Source organism: Bacillus xiamenensis (genome assembly GCF_000300535.1).
Lineage (GTDB): Bacteria > Bacillota > Bacilli > Bacillales > Bacillaceae > Bacillus > Bacillus xiamenensis.
This window is the reverse complement of sequence record NZ_AMSH01000013.1, coordinates 1-24,861: the sequence shown is the minus strand read 5'-3', so window position 1 is coordinate 24,861 and position 24,861 is coordinate 1. Positions and strand designations below refer to the sequence as shown.

21 protein-coding genes and 3 pseudogenes are annotated in these 24,861 nt (G+C 40.9%); 13 read left to right on the top strand and 11 right to left on the bottom strand.

Translation table 11 applies throughout. The features are described from left to right. Position 1: 1 nt before the first annotated feature. Both BA1_RS06785 and BA1_RS06780 read right to left on the bottom strand, forming a co-directional pair. Positions 2-436: a PTS mannitol transporter subunit IIA gene (locus tag BA1_RS06785; RefSeq protein WP_008357059.1), complete on the bottom strand. Its 435-nt coding sequence runs from the start codon at positions 434-436 to the stop codon at positions 2-4. A 96-nt stretch (positions 437-532) separates the two neighbouring features. After that, positions 533-1,975, bottom strand: coding sequence for a PTS mannitol transporter subunit IIBC (locus tag BA1_RS06780; protein ID WP_008357057.1), 1,443 nt, complete (start codon positions 1,973-1,975; stop codon positions 533-535). A 505-nt stretch (positions 1,976-2,480) separates the two neighbouring features. On the opposite strand from BA1_RS06780, the gene BA1_RS06775 reads away from it, so the two are divergent. From BA1_RS06775 to BA1_RS06765, 3 genes are all read left to right on the top strand, one after another. After that, complete coding sequence (locus tag BA1_RS06775; RefSeq protein WP_008357055.1) at positions 2,481-4,115, top strand: copper resistance CopC/CopD family protein; 1,635 nt, start codon at positions 2,481-2,483, stop codon at positions 4,113-4,115. Positions 4,116-4,133: 18 nt separating this feature from the next. Continuing rightward, positions 4,134-4,748, top strand: coding sequence for a YcnI family copper-binding membrane protein (locus BA1_RS06770; protein ID WP_008357054.1), 615 nt, complete (start codon positions 4,134-4,136; stop codon positions 4,746-4,748). A 132-nt stretch (positions 4,749-4,880) separates the two neighbouring features. Beyond that, positions 4,881-5,477 (top strand): NAD(P)H-dependent oxidoreductase, encoded by a 597-nt coding sequence (locus BA1_RS06765; RefSeq protein WP_008357053.1) that lies wholly within the window; start codon positions 4,881-4,883, stop codon positions 5,475-5,477. A 47-nt stretch (positions 5,478-5,524) separates the two neighbouring features. Here the strand turns inward: BA1_RS06765 and BA1_RS06760 are convergent, their stop codons facing one another. Genes BA1_RS06760 through gabT form a run of 3 tightly spaced genes read right to left on the bottom strand, consistent with a single transcriptional unit; the run spans position 5,525 to position 9,620 of the window. Beyond that, complete coding sequence (locus BA1_RS06760) at positions 5,525-6,919, bottom strand: NAD-dependent succinate-semialdehyde dehydrogenase (RefSeq protein WP_008357051.1); 1,395 nt, start codon at positions 6,917-6,919, stop codon at positions 5,525-5,527. Then, positions 6,894-8,282: an APC family permease gene (locus BA1_RS06755; protein WP_008357049.1), complete on the bottom strand. Its 1,389-nt coding sequence runs from the start codon at positions 8,280-8,282 to the stop codon at positions 6,894-6,896. The genes BA1_RS06760 and BA1_RS06755 overlap by 26 nt, the downstream gene beginning before the upstream one ends. 21 nt (positions 8,283-8,303) lie before the next feature. Next, complete coding sequence (gabT, locus tag BA1_RS06750; RefSeq protein ID WP_008357047.1) at positions 8,304-9,620, bottom strand: 4-aminobutyrate--2-oxoglutarate transaminase; 1,317 nt, start codon at positions 9,618-9,620, stop codon at positions 8,304-8,306. Between the two features lie 108 nt (positions 9,621-9,728). Between gabT and gabR the strand changes: the two genes are divergently transcribed. Next, positions 9,729-11,153 (top strand): MocR-like transcriptional regulator GabR, encoded by a 1,425-nt coding sequence (gabR, locus tag BA1_RS06745; protein WP_008357046.1) that lies wholly within the window; start codon positions 9,729-9,731, stop codon positions 11,151-11,153. Between the two features lie 65 nt (positions 11,154-11,218). Here the strand turns inward: gabR and BA1_RS06740 are convergent, their stop codons facing one another. Next, complete coding sequence (locus BA1_RS06740; RefSeq protein WP_034738606.1) at positions 11,219-11,950, bottom strand: LysR family transcriptional regulator; 732 nt, start codon at positions 11,948-11,950, stop codon at positions 11,219-11,221. 99 nt (positions 11,951-12,049) lie between these two features. Between BA1_RS06740 and BA1_RS06735 the strand changes: the two genes are divergently transcribed. After that, positions 12,050-12,601, top strand: coding sequence for a DUF4865 family protein (locus BA1_RS06735; protein ID WP_008357042.1), 552 nt, complete (start codon positions 12,050-12,052; stop codon positions 12,599-12,601). A gap of 79 nt (positions 12,602-12,680) precedes the next feature. Here the strand turns inward: BA1_RS06735 and BA1_RS06730 are convergent, their stop codons facing one another. Beyond that, complete coding sequence (locus tag BA1_RS06730; RefSeq protein WP_008357033.1) at positions 12,681-12,992, bottom strand: ArsR/SmtB family transcription factor; 312 nt, start codon at positions 12,990-12,992, stop codon at positions 12,681-12,683. A 247-nt stretch (positions 12,993-13,239) separates the two neighbouring features. On the opposite strand from BA1_RS06730, the gene BA1_RS06725 reads away from it, so the two are divergent. The 4 genes from BA1_RS06725 (at position 13,240) to BA1_RS06710 (ending at position 18,115) form a co-directional block, all read left to right on the top strand. Beyond that, on the top strand, positions 13,240-14,106 hold the full coding sequence (locus BA1_RS06725) for a TetR/AcrR family transcriptional regulator (protein ID WP_008357032.1): 867 nt from the start codon (positions 13,240-13,242) through the stop codon (positions 14,104-14,106). 16 nt (positions 14,107-14,122) lie between these two features. Further along, positions 14,123-15,556 carry an MDR family MFS transporter gene (locus BA1_RS06720; RefSeq protein ID WP_008357031.1) on the top strand — a complete coding sequence of 478 codons (1,434 nt, stop codon included), beginning with the start codon at positions 14,123-14,125 and terminating at the stop codon, positions 15,554-15,556. Between the two features lie 174 nt (positions 15,557-15,730). After that, positions 15,731-17,107 (top strand): aspartate kinase, encoded by a 1,377-nt coding sequence (locus tag BA1_RS06715; RefSeq protein WP_008357030.1) that lies wholly within the window; start codon positions 15,731-15,733, stop codon positions 17,105-17,107. 162 nt (positions 17,108-17,269) lie between these two features. Continuing rightward, positions 17,270-18,115 carry a GAF domain-containing protein gene (locus tag BA1_RS06710; RefSeq protein WP_008357029.1) on the top strand — a complete coding sequence of 282 codons (846 nt, stop codon included), beginning with the start codon at positions 17,270-17,272 and terminating at the stop codon, positions 18,113-18,115. A gap of 261 nt (positions 18,116-18,376) precedes the next feature. On the opposite strand, the gene BA1_RS06705 is transcribed toward BA1_RS06710, so the two are convergent. From BA1_RS06705 to BA1_RS06695, 3 genes are all read right to left on the bottom strand, one after another. Beyond that, positions 18,377-19,807 (bottom strand): sensor histidine kinase, encoded by a 1,431-nt coding sequence (locus BA1_RS06705; protein ID WP_008357028.1) that lies wholly within the window; start codon positions 19,805-19,807, stop codon positions 18,377-18,379. After that, entirely contained in the window at positions 19,797-20,489 is a 693-nt protein-coding gene (locus BA1_RS06700) for a response regulator transcription factor (protein ID WP_008357026.1), read from the bottom strand. Before BA1_RS06700 ends, BA1_RS06705 begins: the two co-directional genes overlap by 11 nt. Positions 20,490-20,858: 369 nt before the next feature. Continuing rightward, positions 20,859-21,407 (bottom strand): GNAT family N-acetyltransferase, encoded by a 549-nt coding sequence (locus BA1_RS06695; RefSeq protein WP_008357024.1) that lies wholly within the window; start codon positions 21,405-21,407, stop codon positions 20,859-20,861. 350 nt (positions 21,408-21,757) lie between these two features. Here BA1_RS06695 and BA1_RS06690 point away from each other — a divergent pair. From BA1_RS06690 to BA1_RS06680, 4 genes and pseudogenes are all read left to right on the top strand, one after another. Beyond that, positions 21,758-22,123: pseudogene (locus tag BA1_RS06690) on the top strand (transposase); the annotation flags it as partial. A gap of 379 nt (positions 22,124-22,502) precedes the next feature. Continuing rightward, positions 22,503-23,675, top strand: a complete 1,173-nt coding sequence (locus BA1_RS18375; protein WP_008357020.1) for a hypothetical protein — start codon at positions 22,503-22,505, stop codon at positions 23,673-23,675. Between the two features lie 33 nt (positions 23,676-23,708). Next, a pseudogene (locus BA1_RS18370) lies at positions 23,709-23,960 on the top strand (HNH/ENDO VII family nuclease); the annotation flags it as partial. A gap of 14 nt (positions 23,961-23,974) precedes the next feature. Then, complete coding sequence (locus BA1_RS06680; RefSeq protein ID WP_008357011.1) at positions 23,975-24,427, top strand: SMI1/KNR4 family protein; 453 nt, start codon at positions 23,975-23,977, stop codon at positions 24,425-24,427. Between the two features lie 107 nt (positions 24,428-24,534). On the opposite strand, the pseudogene BA1_RS19765 reads toward BA1_RS06680, so the two are convergent. Next, positions 24,535-24,698, bottom strand: a pseudogene (locus tag BA1_RS19765) (IS3 family transposase); the annotation flags it as partial. Positions 24,699-24,861 lie beyond the last annotated feature (163 nt).

Below are 24,861 nucleotides of genomic sequence, written 5' to 3'. Positions count from 1 at the left end.
GTTAGTTCACCTCGTTAAAGATGGCGATCAGTTCATCCTGATCCTTTGCATGAATGATGCGTTCTACATTTTCTTCTTCTGAACAGACAATCGCAATTTGAGAAAGAATATCGAGATGCTCATTGTTTTTCCCAGCGATGCCAAATACGACTTTCGCTACATTTCCTTCTCCATATTCAACGCCATCTGGAATTTGGATGATGGAAATCCCTGAATGCAGGACAGCCGCTTTGGCCTCTTCTGTGCCATGAGGAATCGCAATCCCGTTGCCCATAAATGTAGAAGAGATCTTTTCTCTTTCAAACATTTTGTCCACATAATCGCTCGTGACATAGCCGTTTGCCACTAGGACTTCTCCTGCTTTTTTAATGGCTTCCTCTTTAGAGCCTGCTTGTTCGTTTAGAAAAATATTGTCTTTTGAAAGAACTTGTTTCATGAATGATCACACACCTTTTTTAGAATAAAAAATCAGGAAAACAACCAAAACGGGGAGTTCAATTAGGAAAAATTGGACTCAACCCGTTTCGTCATGTTATTTTTTCAATTTCTCAATCAGCTCATCATATTTTGGGCTGTTTAAGAAATTATCAACTGAGATATGCACAGCTCCCGGCAGTTTTGCCTTGGCTCTGTCTGTTAAATCTTTATGGGTAAAGACCACATCGGCATCATCTGGGATGTTGCTGATGGATGTGTTTGTCACATCAATATCAAGCTCTGCCTTTTTTACTTTGTTCTTTAAAATGGAAGCGCCCATCGCACTTGAGCCCATTCCTGCATCACAGGCAAAGATGATTTTGTTCACGTCATCTGGATGGATATCATGCGGAGATGCTGCTTGCTCGTTCGCTTCCGCACCTTCCTTTTGCGCTGTGAGAGCTGCTGCTGCTGCACTTTTCTTTCCTTTCATGTCTTGCATCTTTTCGGTTGCTGCTGTTAAGTCTTCGTCAACTGCTTTTGATGTTTTCAAAATGACAGAAGCGACAAGGAAGGATACGATGGCTGCCACCACAACACCTGCTAAAACGGCAAGATGACCGCCTTTTGGTGACATAATCATAAGCGCAATAATACTGCCTGGTGATGGGACAGCCTTTAAACCTGCATTTAATAATGTGAAAGTCAGAACACCACTTGCCCCACCTGCAATGACAGCCAAAATGAGTTTTGGCTTCATTAGGATGTACGGGAAGTAAATTTCATGAATTCCCCCTAAGAATTGAATGATAATCGCACCTGGTGCAGACTGCTTCGCATTCCCTCGTCCAAAGAACATATACGCAAGAAGAACACCTAAACCCGGTCCAGGGTTTGTTTCAAGCAAGAACAGGATAGATTGACCCGTCTTCGCTGCTTGCTCCACCCCTAAAGGACCTAAAATACCTTGGTTAATCGCATTGTTTAAGAACAATACTTTCGCTGGTTCAATGAAGATACTTGCCAGCGGAAGTAAATGTGCATTGACAATGATATCTACACCTGCGGCAAGGGCTTTGTTAAGGCCTAATACCACTGGGCCAATTGCGTAGAATGCAATGGCAACAAGAATGGCACCAAGGATACCAGCCGTAAAGTTATTGATAAGCATTTCAAAGCCTGATTTGATTCGGTCTTTGAACAGCTGGTCGATTTTCTTAATGAGATAACCGCCAAGTGGTCCCATGATCATGGCACCTAAAAACATTGGAATATCCGAACCAACAATGACCCCAATCGTAGCGGTTGCACCAAGTACCCCGCCTCGATGGTCATAGACGAGTTTACCGCCTGTGTAACCGATTAATAGCGGCAGTAAGTAGTTAATCATTGGTCCAACGAGTGTCGCTAACTGTTCATTTGGAAGATAACCACTCGGAATGAACAGAGCTGTAATCAGTCCCCAAGCAATAAATGCACCAATATTCGGCATAATCATGCCGCTTAAATAGCTTCCAAAGCGCTGTACTTTTACGCGGAATCCGCTTTTTTCCTGCATCTGTGAAACCCCTTTCTTCTTTCCCTTAGTTCAGGGCTTTATAGGTCAAAAGATATAAGAACAAGTGTCAGTGAAGCCCTTATACCTATCGTAAAACGCTTTCACTTTCCCTTCAATTGAAACTAAATGTCACTTTGTCACATAGTGTGTGACAAAATTGAAAAATGATGTGAAATCATTGGAAGATCATAAATGATCATGAGTGAAAAGGGGAATCTGCCGTTGTTTTGGCACAAAATTCATTGGAATTTCACAAATTTCAAATGGTCTCTTCTTGTTTCCTCTTCTTAAATCGAATAGGCTTATATTGATCAAACCTATTCATTCAAGAAACGTCTGCGCAGACAGGACACAGAAAAAGTGAACCATCTTGCTATTTGTTTCGTTTACCTTTTAGAGTAGGCGGTACACTAGAAAGAGCGGTTTTTTCTGTGACTCACAGTTTACTGCCGCTTTCTTTCTGATACATGAGATATTTTCATAGGTAGAAAGGCGGTTATTCACATTGTTGACATATAGTAAGTGGCTTCTGGTACTGATCGTCATGCTCTCTTTTTTCATACCAAAGGAGGCATCGGCTCATGCATATGTGGTGAGCTCGAATCCTGCGGCGAATGAAGAGCTTGATCAGCAGCCTCCTTCCGTCTCTATCACCTTCAGTGAAGGAATCGAAAGCGGATTTCATGCCATTAAGGTGTTAAATGCAAAAGGGGATCGTGTGGATCAAGGAGATACGGTCATCAAAGATCAAAAGATCATGGAAGCGGCTTTAAAAAAGAATTTACCAAAAGGGATTTACACCATTCAGTGGAATGCGGTATCAGCCGATGGGCACTCTGTTTCTGGCATGATCCCGTTTAGTATTGGAAAAGCAGATGGCGGATTCGATCAATTGGATCAGGCGCAAGCGAATGAATCAATTGATTTGGCTTCGACCATCGACAAAGCCTTTCTGTATACATCGTTCAGCTTATTCCTCGGGACCATTTTGTTTGGACTCCTTTGGTTTAAAGCGGCGATGACAGACATATTAGCCAAACGAATGAAGCGGCTTCTGACCATTTCACTGATCATGATGGGCGGAGCACTTTTGTTCCAGCTGCCAATTCAAACAAGATCAGCAGCAGACGTGTCCTTTTTAGGGGCATTTCAACCATCGCTTTTAAAAGAAACCATTGCGTCGACTTCTGGTGGAAGTCTGTGGATGATGCTCATGGCGTCATTTGTTCTTCTGACGATCTGGACGATGGTGGCGATGAAAAAAGGAAACTTCACTTCCTTCCGGGTCTGGCTGTTTCCACTGCTCATTTTCACTGTGCTCCTTTGGCTGAAAGCGCAAATCGGTCATCCAGCCGCAACAGATAATAAAATACTGACAACGTCACTTGATTTCATCCATCTCGTTTCTGCATCCATTTGGGTCGGCGGTTTAACAGCGATTGTCCTTCTTTTGATGAAGAAGCTGCCAAATGAAGACCAGCCGCTCATACGTAGCACCCTGACAGCCTTTCATCCGTGGGCACTGCTCTCAGTTGGACTCATTGTGTTTTCAGGGTTCGTGAATGCGATCTTTATTTTGCAATCGTTTGATGCTCTCTTCCAATCAGCGTATGGACGTACTTTCTTAATCAAGCTTGGTTTATTTATCATCATGGGCCTTCTTGGACTTGTCCATTACCTAATGCTGAGATGGGAAAAGAAGCAGAAACGAAACATATCTTTACGAGCAGAATGGATGATTGGGGTCGCTATTTTGTTATTAACAGCCGTATTCACGAATATTCCAAGTCCTCCTCCGCCTGCGCCAGAGCCATTCTTTGGAGCCAATCAGGTCGAGCATCGTGACATTGTGTCCTTGAGCATTACCCCGAATGCCCCTGGAAAAAACACATTTGAGGTGGCATTTACGAAGAAGGATGGACAAACGATCACAGACATTCAATCAGTGACAGCCAAGATTCATAAAGTGGCCCTATTCGGTGATGAAACGCCGAATGAATTTCAGCTGAAACGATTAAAGAATGGCCATTTCTCTGCTGAAAATCTTTTATTAAATGAAAAGGGCACTTGGAAAATAGACATACATGCGTTAACTGGTTCTTTTGAGAACATCAATACCACATTTATTAGAAGAAACTAAAAAAGGAGTTCATCTTAAATGAAAAAATATGTGAAAGCTTTATTACCAATGCTTCTTGCTTCATTTTTACTGGCGATTCCTGTGAGTGCACACGTGACCGTCAAACCTGATACATCTGCGACAAACGCTTGGGAAACTTATACGTTAAAAGTGCCTTCTGAAAGCGACAGTCCGACAACAAAGGTTGTCATCACAATGCCTAAAGGCGTAGAATTCCAACAGTACGAGCCAGTACCCGGCTGGAAAACAACGACTGAAGAGAAAGATGGCAAGGTCACAAGAGTCACTTGGGAAGCAACAGGCGATGGTGTGCTTGCGGGGCAGTTCCAGCAATTCGTGTTTGTGGCAAAAAACCCTGAAAAAGCAGGCGAAGCCAAATGGGATGCGTATCAATATTATAAGGATGGAACGGTTGTGGAATGGACTGGCGATAAAGATGCTGATAAACCTCACTCCATCACAAACATTGTCGCATCTAATACCGTAACAGATGCACATGGTCAAGAAAAACCAAAAGAAGAACAGGCATCCGAGACTGCCTCTACTTCTTCCTCACCACTTGTTCTTGGTCTGTCCATTGCCGCTCTAGTCGTTGCCCTTATTGCACTTGGACTTGCTTTTAGAAAAAAATAAACGTTTTACATGAGCGATTGCTTTTTGAAGCCGTCGCTTTTTATTTTCCCAACCTATTATTTCCAATATAGGATTGAATAGGATTCAGGTGCATGCCATAATGAGACAGATGACCACTTAGGAGGCTATGAGATGAACCATCTAATCATATTTGCACATCCGCAGCAAAGTTTAAATCAAACTTTATTAGATCTTGTCGTGAGCACTCTTTTAAACAATGGTCATGATGTGACAGTTCGTGATGTGTATGCCATTGGTTTTCCGCCAGAGCTGACACTAGCAGAAAAGGCTGCCATGAAAAGCGGTGATGTGCCAATCGCCATTCAAACAGAGCAGAAGCTGATTCAGCAGGCGGATGTCCTGACGTTTATTTTCCCGATATGGTGGACGGGCTTTCCGGCTATGCTAAAGGGCTATGTGGAACGCGTTTTTTCAGAGAGCTTCGCTTATCAAATCAATGAACATGGAGCCATTGACAATCTTCTTCAGGACAAAAAAGCTGTCATTATCAATACGCACGATGCCCCAAGGACCTTTCTTGATTCAAATATGATCGCTGCCCCATCCCATCATATGACGACAGATACAGAGGTCTTCAATTTTATCGGAATTGAGCCAGTGGAACGGCTCTTATTCAGCAGCATGGAACAAGCATCTGCAGATGACATCCATGAAATTCTCAAGGAAACAAAAGAAACAGTGGATCAACTTTTCCCCCCTGCTGTTTGACATAAAAAAAGACTGCCGAGGTTTTCTCGGTCAGTCTTTTTCACGTTTTATTCGTCTAAACCAATGGATACGTATTTTGTTTCTAAATATGGCTCGATTCCTTCGATGCCGCCTTCCCGGCCAATTCCGCTCTCTTTCATACCGCCGAACGGTGCTTGAACAGCCGATGGCCCCCCATCATTCCAGCCAATAATCCCGTAATCAAGATTCTCTGAGATATAGAGCCCATTCCGGTAATTCTCTGTAAAGAAATAAGCCGCCAGTCCAAAAGGTGTATCGTTGGCTAATTGAATCGCCTCATCTAATGTTTGAAACGTCGTTATCGGCGCCACTGGACCAAACGTCTCTTCATGCATAATGTTCATGGAAGGATCGACATGCGTGAGAACCGTCGGCTGAACAAAATAATACGACTTCTCATCGTCAAAATGCGTATCGCCGCCAACAAGGACTTTCGCCCCTTTATCCACCGCATCTTGAATTTGGTTGACAATTTTATCAAAGCCGCGCTTATTGATAATTGGACCGATTGATGTACCTTCTTCAAAGCCATTTCCGACTTTCAGCTTTTCTACTTCTTTGCTGAAGCCTTGCGCAAATGCTTCATGAATTTCTTCGTGTACGATTAAACGGTTGGCACAGACACAGGTCTGTCCTGCATTACGAAACTTAGATGCAACTGCCTGTTTCACAGCCAATTCAAGATTCGCATCCTTGTCCACGATGAGCGGGGCATGACCGCCAAGCTCCATCGATACGTGTTTGACTGTGCTGGCACTGTTTTTAATAAGATGCTTTCCGACTGGTGTTGAGCCTGTAAAGGTGATCTTGCGAATCAATGGACTATCTGTAAAGATTTCACCCACTTCTTTTCCATCTCCGACGACCCATTGAAGAGCATCCTCTGGAATTCCAGCTTCATGGCCTAATTTCACAAGCTCAATGGCCGTAAGCGGCGTGTCTTCAGCAGGTTTCACAATAAACGTACAGCCTGCCGCAAGCGCTGGAGCTGCCTTTCTCGTAATCATGGCCGCAGGGAAATTCCACGGTGTAATCGCAGCGACAGGACCAACCGGCTGCTTTGTAACGAAAAGACGTTTGTTTGTCGTATGAGATGGGATGGTTCTGCCGTAGATACGCTTTGCTTCCTCTGCATACCATTCTATATATCCAGCTGCATAGACGATTTCTCCTAATGCTTCTTGATACGGCTTCCCGTTTTCTTCTGTGATGATTTTGGCAAGCCTTTCTTTATGTTCGATCATCAAATCAAACCACTTGCGAATGATGTTTGCACGTTCATGGGCTGACGTTTTTGCCCATGTTTTGAATGCTTTGTGTGAGCGAGAGATCGCGTCTTCGATCTGTTCTTTTGTATGCTGAGCAACTGAGGCAATTTCTTCTCCTGTTGCAGGATTATACACTTTGAGTTCGTTTGTCATGCGCTACCTTCTCCTTCGTTCTTGGATTCATTACATATAGTATATACCCAATGAGTGCCCAACCTAAAAGCAAAATCCATTCAGCTGGCCATGATAAGGAAGCCGGCATCCCCGGAAAATAAAATGAAAGAAAAAGAAAACTCAGTCCAATGGCTAAGACGCCAGTCGTCCGCCAATATTTAATGCGGTATGGACGCTCTAGTTCAGGTTCTTTTTTGCGGAGTTTCATAAAGGCGATGGACACAATTAAGTACCCGACAATAATGCCCACGCCGCCTGCATTCACAATCCAGACAAGGGCAGGACGGCCTAGTAGCGGAGCAAAAAAGGCCAATGCCCCTAAAAATAAAATGGCATTTGTCGGTGTTTTATACTTTGGGTGAATATACGCAAACCATTTGGAAATCATGCCTCTTTCCGCCATTGCGTATAAAATACGGCTTGCACCAATGATAAAAGCATTCCAGCTTGTCACAATCCCTGCTACCCCGCCAATCACAAGCACTGTCCCAAACGCCTGATGACCGAGAAGCTGTACCATGGCATCTGCTGTCGCCAATGAAGAAGCTTCAAGCTGACCTTTGGACATCCCAGCAGCTACACCAAAGACAATGAGCAGATAAAAAACAACCGCACTCACGATGGAGATAATTAAGATTCTCCCGATGATTTTCTTCGGTGCATTGATCTCTGCCGCCACTTGCGGAATGACATCAAATCCAACGAATAAAAAGGGAATCATCACTAAAACGGCCATAAGACCGCCAACCCCGCCTTGAAACATCGGCTCAAGGTTTGCAAAATCTCCATTGAATGTCGCGCCGCCTAAAAGGAGAAACCCTGTTAGGATAATCGCCACTGTGAACACCGACTGAAAAATGGTAGCTGGCTTTGCGCCAATATAGTTCAGTGCTGTTAAAAATAACGCACCGAGAGATCCAATCAATACCCAAGTGAAATAGACGTCCCATCCCCCTATATTCCATAGAAAGCCAACATGCTGTGTTGGAATGACATAGTCAATGACTGTCGGAAGTGCGACAGCTTCAAACGTAATCACGGACACATAACCGAACAATACACCCCATGCGGAGACAAAAGCAGATTTCATCCCAAATGCCCGCTGGACAAAGACGAGCCCTCCGCCTGTCTCTGGAATTGCAGACGATAGCTCGGCATACGTGAGTCCAATAAAAATGACGAGAATGCCCCCTATGACAAAAGCGATCACGCTTCCTAAAAATCCAGCTGTTAAAATCCAATCTCCCGAAAGTACAACCCAGCCCCAGCCAAGCATTGCACCAATGGACAAAAACAGTACGTCTGACTGAGACATCGTTTTGGCCATTTCTTGTTTTTGCATACAACCATCCCCCTTTGTTGTTTAGCGTGCGTTGAAGGCGTCCTCGATAATCCCTAGTCCTTCATGCAGCAGTTCATCTGTGATGACAAGCGGCGTTAAAAAGCGAATAATATTCCCATTAATCCCTGCCGTTAATAAGAGTAGTCCGTGCTTGTTTGCATAGGCTGCAATCGCGGCGGCTCTTTTCTTATCTGGTGTACGCGTTGTTTGATCTTCCACCATTTCAATCGCTGCCATTGCCCCTAACCGGCGGACTTCCCCAATGAATGAGTACTTTGTTCTCCACTCATTCGCTTTGTCCTCAATGACTTGTCCAATGTGTTCAGATCGTTGATTCAATTGTTCTGTTTCAATAATATCAAGAACGGCTAATGCTGCCACACAGCCTAACGGACTTCCAGCATACGTTCCCCCTAGCTCCCCTGGGTCCGCTGCATCAAGCAATTCTTTTCTGCCAACGACACCGCTCAGTGGTAAGCCGGCTGCAAGTGATTTTGACACAGTGATTAAGTCTGGCACAACATCAAAGTGCTCAATTGCAAAGTATTTTCCTGTTCTCGCAAATCCTGTTTGAATCTCATCTGCGACAAATACGATCCCGTGCTGCTGACAGAATGAAGCGACGTGCTGTACAAAACGCTTCGATGGTACAATGAATCCGCCCTCCCCTTGGACTGGCTCCATCACCACACAAGCGACTGTTTCTGGTGCAACCGTTGCGATAAAGAATTGATTGAATTGATCAATGATGAAGTCGTCATAGGCTGCATCACTTAACCCTTCAGGTTTTTGATAGTAATAAGGATACGGTGCTTGATACACCTCTGATGCAAATGGTCCGAAACCAAATTTATAAGGCTTGACCTTGCTTGTCATGCTCATCGTCATATTCGTTCTGCCGTGGAAGCCTCTTGTAAACGAGACAACAGCCTGTCTTTTCGTATATTTACGGGCAATTTTCACCGCGTTTTCAACCGCTTCTGCACCTGAATTTAAGAAAATGGCTTTTTTGTCGTGGTCGCCTGGTGTGAGGTGGCATAGTTTTTCTGCCAATTCGATATAGGATTCGTACATCATGACGTTAAATCCTGGGTGAATCAGGCTGTCTGCCTGTGCCTTGACGGCTTCCACAACCTTTGGATGTGAGTGTCCTACATTTAACGTACCGATAGCGCCTGCAAAATCAATAAAACGATTGCCGTCGATATCGAAAAGCTCGGCGCCTTTCCCTTTTGCTGCAAGATGACGGTTGCCGTTACTTACGCCCCTTGCGACGTATTGATCTCTTTTTCCCTGCCATTCCTCTGTTGAAAAGCGATTTGTTGTCGTTTGACTCATTGTCATCCATCCCCTTTATGTCTTTTTTATTATTCTGAATATTTTTTGGTATGATAGAAAGTACCAATATCATTTTTTTGATGGTACCAGAGAGGATGAAATGACGACATGCTGACAATTCAACTAGATCAAACAGGAGAAAACGGATATATTTATCATCAAATCTATACAAAAATTAAAGATGAAATTTTAAATAGAAATCTTCAGCCTCACGATCAATTACCCTCTAAACGAGAGTTAGCCGATACATTAAAAGTCAGCGTTAATTCGGTGAATGGCGCATATCAGCAGCTGCTTGCCGAAGGATATTTATATTCGGTTGAGCGGAAAGGTTTTTTTGTGGAATCACTAGAAACGTTTCATGAATCAGGTCAGTTGAAACCCTCTTCCCTTCCAGCGGATTTAAAGGAAGAACCTATTGCGCGAGACGACTGGTATTCTTTTTCACATATTTCTGTTGATACAGCCAATTTTCCATTTAAAAGCTGGCTGAAAAGTGAACAAAAGGCGATTCATCTCCACCATGAAGCGTTTGGTGAGCTTCCGCATCCACAAGGCGTTTATGAGCTGCGGGAAACGATTGCCCGGCTGATTGGACTTGCGCGAGGGGTCAAATGCTATCCTGAACAGCTCATTTTAAGTGCAGGTACACAATCACTGATTCATTCGTTATCAAGCATTCTTCCGGCCGATCAAATATATGGATTAGAAAACCCCGGCTACCGCAGACTGTATCAAATGCTCAAAAACAATCACCACCGAATTGAAACGATTGGCATTGATCAAAAAGGTGTGCGGATGAGCGATATTCACCAAAAACAGCCGAATGTCTTAATCATTACCCCTTCACATCAGTTCCCAACAGGGGTGATCATGCCGATTTCCAGGCGGATTCAGCTGTTAAACTGGGCGGCTGATCAGCAAGACCGTTATATCATTGAGGATGATTATGATAGTGAATTTAAGTATGGCACAGACAGCATACCCGCGCTACAAAGTCTTGATCGATATGACAAAGTCATTTATATGGGGACTTTTTCGAAATCATTGCTGCCCGGTTTGCGGCTAAGCTACATGGTGCTGCCGCAGCATTTATTGAGACGCTATAAGGAAGAGCAGCACTTTTTCATTCAAACGGCCAACCTTTTTACACAATACACCCTTCTTCATTTTATAAAAGATGGAGCGTATCAGCGTCATATTAAGAGAATGAATGGATTATATGAAGAAAAAAGAAAGCAGCTCATCGGAGAGCTCGACACTGTCTTTGGTGACAACGTACAAATTATTGGGGAAAATGCAGGGCTACATTTTATCGCAGAGTTCCGCTCAGATCGAACGCAGCATGAGATTTTACAGCGTGCCAAAGAAAGAAAGCTGCAAATGTACGGGATGGACCGTTTTACTCTCGATGAGCATGTACCCGGTCATCAAGAAGGCTTTGTCCCGCTTGTCCTCGGCTTCTCTCATATGCGGCCAGAGGATATTGAACCTGCGGTGAAACGCCTGTATGAGTCGATTTATGGGACATAAAACAGCCTATGTAGATGAATCCTGACACTCCTTTGATGGGGTATACCGATAAAGGAGTGTTACGATCATATTCTTTCATAAACGTAATAGTTAATGTGAATATTTTTCTCCAGCAATTTCACGAGCGTTTGAAGGCTTTTTAAGTTGGTTGGCAGTAACGCAATACCATCTCCCTGTTCAACGATTTTGATCATTCCTTCAAACGAATCTAACTCAAATAGAGTACGATCACCTAGCATACGCGTGGCCTCATGTCTTAATGGGCAAAGCTGATCACGATTTACGACCAATGAAATATGATCATCGTATATATCTTTTGATTTTCCATATAAGTTCAATGCTATGCTCTTGACCTCTTTTAATTGATATTCCACTTTTTCAATTTGATTAAAAGAAATGATTTGATCATAAATATCCTCTGTTAGCTTTTTGTTGATCGTACTCGATGAGGCAATGATAAAATCAGTGAATTGAATATCCTCTAGAACATGTTGCTCGTATAAGACGTTAAATAGAATTTCAGAGCATAAAATGTTCTTTTTCTTTGAAGTCAATTTTTGTTGAATGGCCTTCGTTTCTTTTATGACTTTTTGAGCGTATTGATAAAATAAATCCCCCTGTCCTGTTGAACTGATTCCATCATGATGCCTGATAAAAAATGTTGAGTCATATAACGTTTCAAGCGATTTGATTCTTTGAGATATATTGGATTGAGCATACCCTAAAGCTTTAGCCGCTTGATTAATCGATTCTTTTTGATACACCTCTATAAAAATAATCAAATCATTTATATTCATCATGATCACCTATCACTTTTTGTGATAACAATAACACAAATATGTATTATTCAGAAGATTTGAAGTCGCTTATGATGGCTATTGAAAGGGAGTGTTTCGATGCATGCCATGCAATATCATATTGATCTGCCTGCAGATTATGATATGAATATCATTAGAAGAAGAGTGATGGACAATGGATGGAAAACAGATGGATATAAGGATTTATTATTTAAGGCTTATTTGATCACTGAAAAAGACAAACATAGGAGTTTACACAATGGCTATTGCCCATTGTATATTTGGAAACAAGCTGAGGGCATGACTGATTTTGTGTTTAAAGGGTCTTTTGATCATATTTTACGTTCTTTTGGCTGGAAACAAATCCATATTGGTATCACGTATTCCGTCCATTTCACGCATGATTTTAATTGTAGCAAATACGTTCTTGAAGAATATGTGACGATTCATCCTACCGATTGCCTTGAAACCCTAGATATCTCTCATCTCTTTTCTCATTTTAACGACACTAAGGGAGAAGTCATCGTATATAACCCTGATAAATGGAAGCTCGTAAAATATTCTTTTTTGGACTCATTACCAGAGAATATAGACAAGAAGGTCCACACATATGAAATTGTCCATTTGTCTATAGATCATTCATTGGCATAACTCGTTTTGAACGAGGCGGATCAAAAATCCCCAAGGCGTTGTTACCTTGGGATTTTTCATTTGCTGATGCAAGACTCTCTTACCACCGCTCTTGGCCTACAGCTAAAACGGATGACAAGAGGCCTGGAAAAGCGGTATCAATGTTGTCCTTTCTGAGAGAATAGTAACGGTGCTTCCCGTCAATTCTCACTTTCACGATGCCTGCCTCTCTTAGCACTTTGAAGTGATGGGAAAGCGTGGATTTTGCAATGTTCATTTTATACGCACCGCAAGTCCTTTCACCCGCTTCTGCTAAGCAGCGGACAATTTCCAGCCGAACAGGGTCAGCCAATGCTTGCAGTACAGAAATGAGTCTCATGTTTTCTTGGGTTGGATGATTTGGATTATTCATACGATAAATGTATCGTATTTTGTTCTAACATACAATCTCGTTACTCGCCTATGACAAAGAAGACAAAGGGCTAAAATAAAGTTCATTTTAGCCCTTTGTCAACAATCGGATACATGTCATTGAGACATGTATTTTTTTAAGTTCATTTTCTTGTCATGTGCCATTGGTTTTGTTATCATAGCAAAAGTGACCACTCGGTTTCCATTGTGACCATATGGTTTTGCCGATTCGGAAAGGACTTATGAAGATGAACGAAAAGCAAGAAGAGATTTTGCGGGTATCGAAGAAATTATTTTCTCAAAAAGGCTATATGAGTGTCTCCATGCAGTCAATTGCTGATGCCTGTAAAATATCAAAAGCGTCTATTTATAAACTGTTTGATTCAAAGGAAGCTCTTCTATTGGAACTGATTAAATACAATCAGCGCAAAATGAGAGAGATTTCTCAGATCATTCATTCCGAAACGACGCTGTCCAAAAAGGAAAAATTCACAAAAAAGATTAAGCTTGAGCTTGAAGAGTTTAAAGAGAATCATAAATTTTTGAATATGCTGTCCTTTGAAGCTTTTTCACAACATTCGCCCATCGTCATTAAGCATTTACGTGAGACACGCTCCATTATCATGCAGCGGCACAGAGACATCATTTTAAGCACATATGGTGAATCTGTTGCGCCTTATGTGTGGGATCTTGTGATTGTCCTCAACGGATTAATGAGAGAATTCATCTTGATGTTGGCGATTGAGCACAAGAACATCCAATTAGAAAATGCCGCCGAAATGATCATCGGTGTAATGGACCGTGTATCAATAAAGCCTTGCTCCATTGAGCCTGTATTAACAGATCAGCTGATGGACTCTTATTTGCTTTCCACACAGGAAGAATATGATGAAGAAAAGCTTATCATCTCGTACTTAACAAAGATGAAACAAGAGCTTCATACACTATCAAACGGAGAAGAAAAGGACGATCTCCTCTCTGCGTTTGAGCTGCTAAGTCAAGAGCTGTCAAAGGACCAACCGAGAAACTTTTTAATCCGCTCATTGCTTGATTATTTAGGCAAAAACAGCGTTTTATCACATAGCGTGTCACAGCTGAAAAGCATTATTTTATAGATAAAGAAGGGATAACATGAACCAATCAACAACATCGTATAATCGACCTGTGATTGTTGGGATTTTCCTCGTTGGGGCATTCGTCGCCATACTTAACCAAACACTGCTCATTCCAGCGATCCCGCATATCATGCAGGAATTCAATATTGATGTCAGCAAAGGTCAATGGCTCACAACAGCCTTTATGCTGACAAACGGGATTCTCATCCCCATTACGGCTTTCTTAATTGAGAAATTTTCAAGCCGTTCTTTAGTTTTAACGGCGCTTAGCATTTTTACAGCAGGTACAATCCTTGCTTCGTTCGCCACGAACTTCCCGGTGCTTCTTGCAGCACGTATTGTGCAGGCAGCCGGTGCAGGGATTTTATTGCCGCTCATGCAAACGATCTTTTTAACCATTTTCCCAAAAGAAAAACGCGGGCAGGCCATGGGTATGGTCGGACTTGTGATTTCATTCGCACCGGCGCTTGGACCAACACTGGGCGGCTGGATTATCGATTCCTTTAGCTGGAAGTTCTTATTCTATATTGTTCTTCCAATCGGTATCCTTGATCTCATTCTTGCTTTCTTCTTAATGAAAAATGTCACACAGCAAAGAGACACTCGTATCGATGTCTTATCGGTCATCCTGTCTTCCTTCGGATTTGGCGGGCTGCTGTACGGATTTTCTAGTGTCGGAACGTATGGCTGGACGAGTGCGACCGTTCTGATTTCACTCATTGTCGGCGCTGTGAGCTTGTTCTTCTTTATCCTGCGTCAGTCGAATTTGAAAAGACCGATGCTTGAGTTTGGCGTCTTTAAGTTTGCGATCTTCAGCTTAACGACTTTCCTCGGTATGCTTGTCTTTGCTTTACTGATTGGAACAGAGACGATTCTGCCGCTCTATACGCAGAATGTCAGAGGGTTATCTGCCCTTGATACAGGGCTGATCTTATTGCCAGGGGCTCTCTTTATGGGATTCCTATCACCGATTATCGGACGAATTTTTGATAAAGTCGGCGGTAAAGGGCTGGCTCTAGGTGGGTTTACGATATTAGCTGTCACTTCCCTGCCATTTATGATGCTGAGCCTTGATTCATCAATTGCCCTCATTACCGTGGCCTACACGCTTCGCTTAATTGGGGTTGGCATGATCATGATGCCGCTGACAACAGCCGGGATTAACTCTTTACCACCGCACCTGATTCCGCACGGGACAGCGATGAATAATACGATGAGACAAATGGGCGGCTCTATCGGGACGGCTGTGCTTGTCTCCATTATGAGCAGCTCTGCTGCAAATGCAGCATTATCCGATCCAATGAAGTCAGCCGTGCATGGCATGAATACATCATTTATCGTGTCTGGTGCTATTGCGGTCATTGGACTTGTCCTCTCGTTCTTCTTAAAAGAAAAACGTGAAAACAAAATGATGAAGCAGGAGCTATCTTCTTCCTCCTCTTCTTCATAAAGACAAAGAGCTCGGCATATCGCCGGCTTTTTTTTCATATATACACTTAAATCGTCCTCTCCAAAAATACATTTGTTTTTACAGAGAAGAAAAACCTTGATAATTTAAAGAAAAGAGTTGATAATAGAAACTATTCAATTTGTGAGAAAATTTTTACTATAGGAGATGTATGCATTGAAGGTCGTTAAATTTGGTGGCAGTTCTCTTGCTTCTGGCAAGCAGCTGCAAAAGGTATTTGACATTGTCACAGCAGATCCAGCTCGAAAAGCAGTCGTTGTTTCCGCACCAGGAAAACGGCATTCAACGGATACGAAGGTCACCGATCTATTAATTAGCTGTGGTGAACAATATTTACGTTTGGGTGAAGCACATGATTTACAGGAAGCCGTCATCGAGCGGTATGCGTCGATTGCGGATGAGCTGGGGTTAGGTCATGATATTATTGATACCATCCGCCGCGATGTAGACGCCTTATTACAGGCTGATTCGGCTCATCCTGAACGTTATCTTGATGCGATTAAAGCAAGCGGTGAAGATAATAACGCAAAGCTGATTGCAGCGTATTTTCAGCATCAAGGTGTCGAAGCACACTATGTGAATCCGAAAGAAGCCGGTCTATTTGTAAGCGATGAACCTGGTCAAGCGCAAGTCCTTCCAGAATCGTATGATCATTTGTACAAATTAAGAGAACGCTCTGGCATCATTGTGTTTCCTGGATTTTTCGGTTTTAGTCTAGCGGGTGATATCGTCACTTTTTCCCGCAGTGGATCAGACATTACTGGTTCCATCTTGGCAAACGGACTGAAGGCAGATGTGTATGAAAACTTTACGGATGTGGATGCCGTCTACGCTGTCAATCCAACGATCGTTCATGAGCCAAAGGAAATTACAGAGCTGACGTATCGTGAAATGCGTGAACTGTCCTATGCGGGTTTTTCTGTATTTCATGATGAAGCACTCATTCCAGCCTTTCGGGCAGGCATTCCTGTTCAGATTAAAAACACCAATAACCCATCTGCAAAAGGCACGAAAATTGTGAATCAACGGGATCATACGAATGGCCCTGTTGTGGGAATCGCCTCAGACAAGGGATTTTGCAGCATTTATATCAGCAAGTATTTAATGAACCGAGAAGTCGGTTTTGGACGTAAGGTGCTGCAAACGTTAGAGGAATATGGACTTACTTATGAACACGTTCCTTCAGGCATTGATGATATGACCATTATCTTAAGACAGGATCAGCTTGAGGAGCAGCATATTGAACAAGAGCTTTTAGACCGCTTGAAGCTCGTGCTTGAAGCCGATGAAGTCGTTTTAGAACGCAATCTCTCCCTGATTATGGTCGTAGGAGAAGCGATGCGTCATAATGTTGGTACAACAGCAAGAGCGGCTCAAGCACTGTCAAAAGCGAAAGTGAATATTGAAATGATCAATCAAGGCTCTTCAGAGGTGAGCATGATGTTTGGCGTCAAAGCGGCTCAAGAAAAAGAAGCCGTTCAAGCCTTGTATGAGGAATTTTTCTCTATGTCGACTGTGCCTGTCTCCATTTAATTAGCAGACTGTCAGATCTCCGGATCGGCAGTCTTTTTGTTCTCGCGCGATTCGAACTGATTTGCGCATTAAAGTATATCTATTTCTCGTTTGATTTTGTATGATAGAAACAAATCAACTATTGTTCCGGCCTTTGATCGGAGCTACAAGGAGTCCTAATCCATGCCTCGTCAACAACTATTAAAACAGTTTCGCAATTTTCATGATGCTTCTACAAGTATTTTAAACATGATGAGCCAATTCATTGATGTGAATACACTGTTTATTGCTAAAAATGATCAAACCACCAATCAAATGGTGAAGGTGCTGAATCATGACGAGCAGCTTCTTGAAGAGGGAGAAACACTGCCTTACGAGAAGACATTTTGCAAGCTGGCGGTCGATCATCAGGATACACTCGTCATCCCTGATATTCGATTGGATAAGCGCTCTAAATACTTAGAGGTAACCAATCGGCTCCAAAGCGGCTCATTTATTGGGGTACCGATTGATTTTACAGATGGGACGAACTATGGAACAATCTGTGGACTTGATTTAAGACCGAAGCAGTTTACAGAGGAGCATGTTCATATGTTTGAAACGATGGCCTCTCTATTGAGTTATGTCCTGGAACTTGATCGAGCCAATCGGCAGATTCAGCAATTGTCTGTACCGATTGTTCCAGTTGTTGACGGTGTCGCCGTGCTTCCTCTTCTTGGAGATATCGAGGAAACACGTGCTCAGCATATTTTAGAGACCATTTTACAGGAAAGCTACAGGCTGTCGCTCTCTCATTTGGTCATTGATGTATCGGGAACAAAACGGCTAAATGAACAAAGCATTCAATATTTGGTCAGCTACGCACAAACGTTAAGACTTTTAGGCATTTCAGCTGTTTTAACCGGCATTAAGCAAGACCTTGCGCTTAGTGCGATTCAGTCGAATATTTCATTTAAAGACATCACCATTCGCAAAGATTTACCGCAGGCGCTTGCCCACATCGGCTTGACGTTTTCAAAAACAGAATGAATGATGATACACCAAAAAGGGCTAAACTCGGATTAGCCCTTTTTCTTCTTTTCAGCGTGATAGAAAACCCTTGAAACGAGCACTGGAGCGGAGCGAATTCAAAAACAAAAAAAATTATGATACACCAAAAAGTTCTAAACTCGGATTATCCCTTTTTCTTCTTTTCAGCGTGATAGAAAACCCTTGAAACGAGCACTGGAGCGGAGCGAATTTGACATTCGTCAGCACCGAATACGAGGGTTTGTCTGGTTAAACCCGAGATTAGCCCTTTTCCTGTGGAAGCGGCAAACGGATGATAAATGTCGTTCCCTTATGTTTCTCACTTTTTAAATCAATATGTCCGTCATGCAAGTCCACAAGCTGCTTCACGATGGACAGGCCAAGTCCGTATTCTCCATAAGGCGTATTCGTTCTCGAAATATCCGCTTTATAAAAACGTTCCCATATGTGTTTGACTTCTTCTGGCGCAATGCCAATGCCCGTGTCTTCCACTTCAATGATCGTTTCCCCATCGCCTTGCTTCCCTCTTAAGAAAATAAGGCCGCCCTCTGTAAATTGAATGGCGTTCTTTGTGATATTCACTAAAATTTGAATGAGCCGGTCATAATCTGCATATACCTTTTGCTCAGGATCAACGTTTACAATCAGCTGATTGTTTTTCTCTTCTGCGATTCGGTTGAGCTGCTCTTTGATCACTTCAAACGTATCAATGAGTGGATAGTGAAATTTTTGAAGGGTAATTTGATTCGATCTAATTTTCTCATAATCCATATTTTCATTGACGAGGCGCAGCATTCGTTTTGTCTCGTCTGTAATTAATGCATAGCATTTCTCTTTCTCTTCTGCGGGCACACCATCCGCTGTGTTCAGCCATTCGACCAATCCTCGAATGGTGGTCAGCGGTGTTTTTAATTCGTGCGACACATCCGCGATAAATTGTCGTCTCCGTTTTTCGAGCCGGTCAATTTCCTCTCTTGATTGTTGAAGGCGTTTGGCCATCATATTGAAATCCTCACTAAGTGTACCGATTTCATCGAAGTGTTTGTTTTCAAGGTTGATGTTGTAATCGCCTTGCGCAATCTTCTCCGTTGCCTCTCTCAATTTTTTGATCCGGTTCACGTGAAATTTAGACAGAAACAGACTGAGAATAAAGGTAATCGTCAGTGCCACAAACACGATGATATACAGATAACGATTCATCTGAGCAATCAGTTCTTCCGCTCCTTGGATTGGGGCAATGAGAACGACCCCGCCCTTCAGCTTTCCGTCCTCCATGACAGGAAGTGCCACAAGGGAAGCTTCTTGATCAAGACGGCGTGAATCACTCCGCTTTACAATGATTTGCTCTCCTTTGGAAAGCTTGGCCCATAAATCTTTTGTCAGCAAAGCTTCATGCGGCGGCATCCCTTGCTGCTGAGACAAAACATCCCCATTCTCATCAAACACGAAAAAGCGAATTTGTCTTGTCGAGAGAATATCTTCAAATGGACGAAGACGGAAGTTCATCTCGGTTTTAGGAAGCTGTTTATAATTCTCCAAGATTTCATTCCCATACGAGCTCATTTCATCTACCCTGTTTTGATAGGCAATATCCTTCACAAAATGAGACAAAAGGGTGCTGATAATAATGATGGCAATGAGCAATAACCCAAGGTGACTAATCAGCAGCTGGTAAAAATATTTAATCTTCATCGAACTTATACCCTACACCCCATACTGTATACAAAAAGGGCTTAGGCCCGTCCCCAATTTTTTGGCGAAGCCGTTTAATATGAACGTCAACTGTTCGTTCATCTCCATAAAATTGATATCCCCAAATTTGTTCCAGCAATTGTTCCCGTGAAAACACTTGCCGAGGATGCTGAATAAAAAAGCACAGCAGATCGTATTCTTTTGGTGTCAAATTCTCAATCCGCTTCCCTTCGAGAAAAACTTCTCTCGTTTTCTTATCCAACTGAAAATGTGCGGTCACCAGTCGTTCATCCTCTTTTGCTTCTTCTTGAACGGATGTATGAGCAAAGCGCCTTTTCACCGCTTTGATTCTTGCCATTAAGGTCAGAGGACTAAAAGGTTTCGTCACATAATCATCTGCTCCAAGATCAAAGCCAAGTACCTGATCAGATTCGGTTTCCTTTGCTGTCAGCATGATAATGGGAACATCACTGATCTTGCGCACCTTTTGACAAATGGTAAGACCATCCATAGAAGGGAGCATGACATCTAGGATGAGCAGATCCCAATCCTCCTCTTGCTTAAACCGATTCAATCCTTCTAGTCCATCGTGGACGAATTCCACTTGAAATCCTTCTCGTTGAAAAAACATATCTGTCATTGTACAAACACTCTGGTTATCTTCAATCATTAATATTTTCATCATCAGCCTCCGCTGTTGCTTTTGTTTTTCTTTATGTAACCTTATTTTACATGTTCCTTCTTAAATCTCAATCGGATTGATACGATTTCATGAACTTATCATGCTTTGGTCATATTTTTTTCATACTTTTTGAAGGAGTTGAAATTTTGGGGAATCACATTGTTCTTTTTTAATATAGTAGAATGGAAAAATGAAGGAATTGTAGAGGATAGTCTAAGATGAGGACAGTGTCATTTACGTTCTTTGAGATGAAGAAGTCTCCCATGTAGTAAAAGAATGAAATGACACGCTTCCTGATCGTTATAAATGGTATATATAAAACAGTTTGGAACTGGACATGCATATCGAGGGCGGTGTGCCCTAAAGAAGCTATTTGTGATTTTCTATAAGGCACCCCATTTCGATGCGAATTTCCTTTTTCTTTATATCTTCATTTGAATAAGAGTTGACATTTAATCCAATCAGTTGAAAGCCATTTTTCAAATAAAACTGGATAGCTGAAAAATTGGATGATTGGGTTTCTAATACAATCATTCTAACTCTCAATTCACGAGCTCGTTTTTGTGCCATTTTAATGAGAGTGCTGCCAATACCTTTTCTTTTAAATTGTTTATCCACATATAAATCATGAATGAGTAATGTATTATTCCATTTCATGTATTGAATGACTATAATTCCAGTTTCTTCACCGTTCATCTCTGACACGTAAACCTCTGAACCCTCTTTATATGGATCAAAAATCTCCTCTTTTAGATTTTTTTTAACTGGAGCTTCAAATACTTCTTCTGTAAGGGAAATGTTCCAACCATTGTGACTGGTTTCCATATGAATTTCATAGTATTTTTCAGATGTATATTGATAATATACTTGTTTTCCTTTAGGATAATTTTTTTGATAGATACGACGAATAGTTAACATTTCATTCTCCCTTCATTTCAATGATTTAATTCTTTTAAACGTACTACTAAATTCGTCGATTTCCGATTTGATACCTTTAAAAATACACCTAAAAGATAAAATAGAATAGGGTCGTTTTTATATGTGATTGTTGTAGATCAAGATCAATTGTTCACCTGACGAAGAGAAGATCTTCTTTGACGTCATAGAGTGTATTCACTCTTATGAAGAATAAAGACATTTAAAAAGCTCATCTCCAAAGATGAGCTCAGGCTGTCGAGAAAATCTCGACAGCTTTAATTTTTTCCTTAAAGTTTCCATCCCCTCATTTTATAATAGAGAAAAGCATACTAAAGGAAGGTGTTTTTCTCATGTTCCACACTAGAAATTCTTCTCAGCACGAAGCCGAATTTGTATTGCTAGATCAACTGGTCGAAGAGGATCACCTGCTTCGTAAAATTGATCAGTACATTGATTTTTCATTTATCGCAGATAAAGTAAAACCGTATTATAGTGAGAATAAAGGTCGTCCTTCTCTTGACCCACTTATTTTGTTCAAAATGATGTTTATCGGATACCTGTATGGTATCCGCTCTGAAAGACAACTTGAAAAAGAAATTTCCTATAACATGGCGTATAGATGGTCTTTAGGTTTAAACCTCAATGCCCTCGTTCCCCATCACTCGACCATTAGCTGGAATCGTCGTACCCGTTTTAAAGATACAACGATTTTTCAATATCCAAGTCCACAATTCTCTTCAGCTGTTCGCCTCAGTTGCCCTTTAATCACACTTCTAACTTATCAATAAATAGATAGTGATTTTTTTATTTTCTCATAATCCATTTTTCACTTCTTAGCCAATAAATCCTTCGTCAGTAAAACTTCATGCGGTCGTCAGGCCTCCACTGTCTCTTTACGCAACTTAATTTTACATTTTAACCCTTGAATTTTAATTAAAACCAATTGATTTCATGAATTTTTATAAATTTATTTATCATTATAAAAATGGTATAAGAAACTGCCATTCTTAAAATAACCTTAAATTTATATTTTTTGGTGTTTTTAACCATTTTTTATATTAATATAAGTCTACAACTTATTAAGGAGTGTTTTATTTGAAAAGAAATAAAAATTTGTTAAGAACTTTAGTACCTATTTTACTAATACTAGTATTATCATTCTCTACTTTATTTGAACCTTATCAAAATAAAGCAAACGCATCATCAGATACAGAATTAGTTATTAAGATAGCAAAACTATATAAAGTAGATTCTAAAGATATTAAGAAACTTGAAGATAGTATGGAAATAATTGAAAACCCACTTTTTAAAAAATGGTTTAAAAAAGCTTATGAAGAACAAGAAAAAAATTCAAAGAAAAAAATCGCACAAATAAAAAAAGAAGGGGAAGTTGCTTATAAAAAATTATTATCTATATACAAAGATATTATTAAGTTAATTAAAGGTACTGTGAAAACAGTTGAAGGGTATAATAGATTAATTGATAACTTTGGAAAACGTATGGCTGAAATTAAGAAAGAAACTGATCAAAATTATATAGAAGTTATGAAAAGTGTAAATTCAGCAAATCGCATGACTAAACAATTGAATAAAGATATGACAGCGAATAACAGACTTATAGCTCAAGCTAACAAACAAATTATAAGTTCTATGACAAGCATTCATAATGGTCTCGATTCGGCTACAAATCAATTGAATATTGCTAATAAAGCTGCTGAAAAAGATATTAAGCAAATGCAGAAACATATCAATAGATTAAAGAATCCAAAACTCGATATTAACCCTAAATTAATTCAACTCCAAAATGTCAAAGCTAATATTTACACTTCTGAAATTCATTTATCCGCTTCTACAAGTGGGGTAGCTAATGCAGGTAAAATGTATAGTGGTTTAATGGAAAACTTTATCACAAATGTAGCCTACGTCGCTCCGGGAACTGGTGATATATTGGCCCTAAGTGAGATCTTATCTGGTAAAACACTAAACGGAACTTCCCTAACTAATACAGACATAGCTCTTAATTCTGCTGCAATTATCATGGGGCCGATGGGTCGTACAGGTAAAGTAGTAAATTCTGCACAGAGAAAATTGCTACAAAGTTCCAAAAAACCAAAATTCACATCAAAAAAAGAAAATTTAACTTGGTTAGAAAAAACAGGAAATAGATATACAGCTTATGAAGTTAAAGGGACTGTAACAGTCGCTAAAAAAGTGAAAAAAATTGATAGAAGAGTCTATAGAATGAATAATATTGACTGGAATTATTAGCCTAAAAAAGGACGCGGAAAAACAAACCTTGAACTTGCAAAAGGTGGCTACTCACCTTATGATAAAGATGGAAGTATGATTGAATTACATCACTCTATTCAAAAAGAACCTGGGGCAATGATTGAACTTTCTCAAAATAAACATACTAAATTTAAAAAGGAACTCCATGGCATCATTAAGACTGGCCAAAGTTTTCGAAATAACCCCATTTTAGAAAAACAATACAATAATTTCAAAAAGAATTATTGGAAATCTAGAGCCCAAGAGATTTTAAATAAATTATAGAAAGAGGAAACACAATGTTGGTTGAAGATATGATTCTAAATTACTTTAAAAAATATCAAGATGAAGATAGTGTAATTTATGGCAGTTTGACTGATGAGGAAGTCTCTTATATAGAAAGAGAATTAAATGTAAAGCTCCCTGAGAGTTACAAATGGTATATCAAACAATTTGGAACTGGCGGTATTTTAGGTATATGGATTGAAGGTGGATCGCCGGGCGAAATTGAAGAATCAACTGTTATTGAAACCACTCGCACTTTTCAAGAGCAAGGACTTCCTAATGGCTATGTGGTTATAGTCAATCACGGTCCTTATATGATGGTGCTTGACACAAACCAAATGAAAGATGGCGAGTGCCCAGTTCTTAATTGGTCCCCCTATGAAAAAAATACGATTTATGCCAAAGACCACTTCTTTGAATATCTTCTTTGCGAAATCATAGAAGGCATTGACTCATTTGCTGAATAATCATTAAATCTGGTCTTACCCCTGTCAAGTAGACAAATATAAAAAGCCTAAGCTGCCAGTGTGTGACGGTATTCTACCGGAGCACACTGGTTTAATTTTTTCTTGAATCAATCGTGATTATAGAATTGAATGTAATCTTCTATGCTTTTATGAAGCTCTTCTTCCGTTTGAGACGAAGAAAAGTAAGTGTCTCTGTTTTGAGATGGGAGAAAAATGATTCAATACAGGCATTATCCAGGCAGTTTCCCCTTTGGGAATGACTGCCCTTCAAACCTTACATTCTTTGGAATCGTGTTGAAATTGTTGTCCTTTTCTCGCCATAAAAAATCCCCTCCAAGTATAGTGATACAGCCAAGATATGTTCTTGGATTTTTCACACTGTCTACTTAGAGGGGACCATATCAAACGGGACTGACCCCATAAAGTGAGACAAA

What these genes read in the sequence shown, in the direction of transcription:
- BA1_RS06785 (WP_008357059.1), bottom strand. Translation starts at nt 436, where the DNA reads ATGAAACAAGTTCTTTCAAAAGACAATATTTTTCTAAACGAACAAGCA.
- BA1_RS06780 (WP_008357057.1), bottom strand. Translation starts at nt 1,975, where the DNA reads ATGCAGGAAAAAAGCGGATTCCGCGTAAAAGTACAGCGCTTTGGAAGC.
- BA1_RS06770 (WP_008357054.1), top strand. Translation starts at nt 4,134, where the DNA reads ATGAAAAAATATGTGAAAGCTTTATTACCAATGCTTCTTGCTTCATTT.
- BA1_RS06765 (WP_008357053.1), top strand. Translation starts at nt 4,881, where the DNA reads ATGAACCATCTAATCATATTTGCACATCCGCAGCAAAGTTTAAATCAA.
- BA1_RS06760 (WP_008357051.1), bottom strand. Translation starts at nt 6,919, where the DNA reads ATGACAAACGAACTCAAAGTGTATAATCCTGCAACAGGAGAAGAAATT.
- BA1_RS06755 (WP_008357049.1), bottom strand. Translation starts at nt 8,282, where the DNA reads ATGCAAAAACAAGAAATGGCCAAAACGATGTCTCAGTCAGACGTACTG.
- gabT (WP_008357047.1), bottom strand. Translation starts at nt 9,620, where the DNA reads ATGAGTCAAACGACAACAAATCGCTTTTCAACAGAGGAATGGCAGGGA.
- gabR (WP_008357046.1), top strand. Translation starts at nt 9,729, where the DNA reads ATGCTGACAATTCAACTAGATCAAACAGGAGAAAACGGATATATTTAT.
- BA1_RS06740 (WP_034738606.1), bottom strand. Translation starts at nt 11,950, where the DNA reads ATGAATATAAATGATTTGATTATTTTTATAGAGGTGTATCAAAAAGAA.
- BA1_RS06735 (WP_008357042.1), top strand. Translation starts at nt 12,050, where the DNA reads ATGCATGCCATGCAATATCATATTGATCTGCCTGCAGATTATGATATG.
- BA1_RS06730 (WP_008357033.1), bottom strand. Translation starts at nt 12,992, where the DNA reads ATGAATAATCCAAATCATCCAACCCAAGAAAACATGAGACTCATTTCT.
- BA1_RS06725 (WP_008357032.1), top strand. Translation starts at nt 13,240, where the DNA reads ATGAACGAAAAGCAAGAAGAGATTTTGCGGGTATCGAAGAAATTATTT.
- BA1_RS06720 (WP_008357031.1), top strand. Translation starts at nt 14,123, where the DNA reads ATGAACCAATCAACAACATCGTATAATCGACCTGTGATTGTTGGGATT.
- BA1_RS06710 (WP_008357029.1), top strand. Translation starts at nt 17,270, where the DNA reads ATGCCTCGTCAACAACTATTAAAACAGTTTCGCAATTTTCATGATGCT.
- BA1_RS06705 (WP_008357028.1), bottom strand. Translation starts at nt 19,807, where the DNA reads ATGAAGATTAAATATTTTTACCAGCTGCTGATTAGTCACCTTGGGTTA.
- BA1_RS06700 (WP_008357026.1), bottom strand. Translation starts at nt 20,489, where the DNA reads ATGAAAATATTAATGATTGAAGATAACCAGAGTGTTTGTACAATGACA.
- BA1_RS06695 (WP_008357024.1), bottom strand. Translation starts at nt 21,407, where the DNA reads ATGTTAACTATTCGTCGTATCTATCAAAAAAATTATCCTAAAGGAAAA.
- BA1_RS06680 (WP_008357011.1), top strand. Translation starts at nt 23,975, where the DNA reads ATGTTGGTTGAAGATATGATTCTAAATTACTTTAAAAAATATCAAGAT.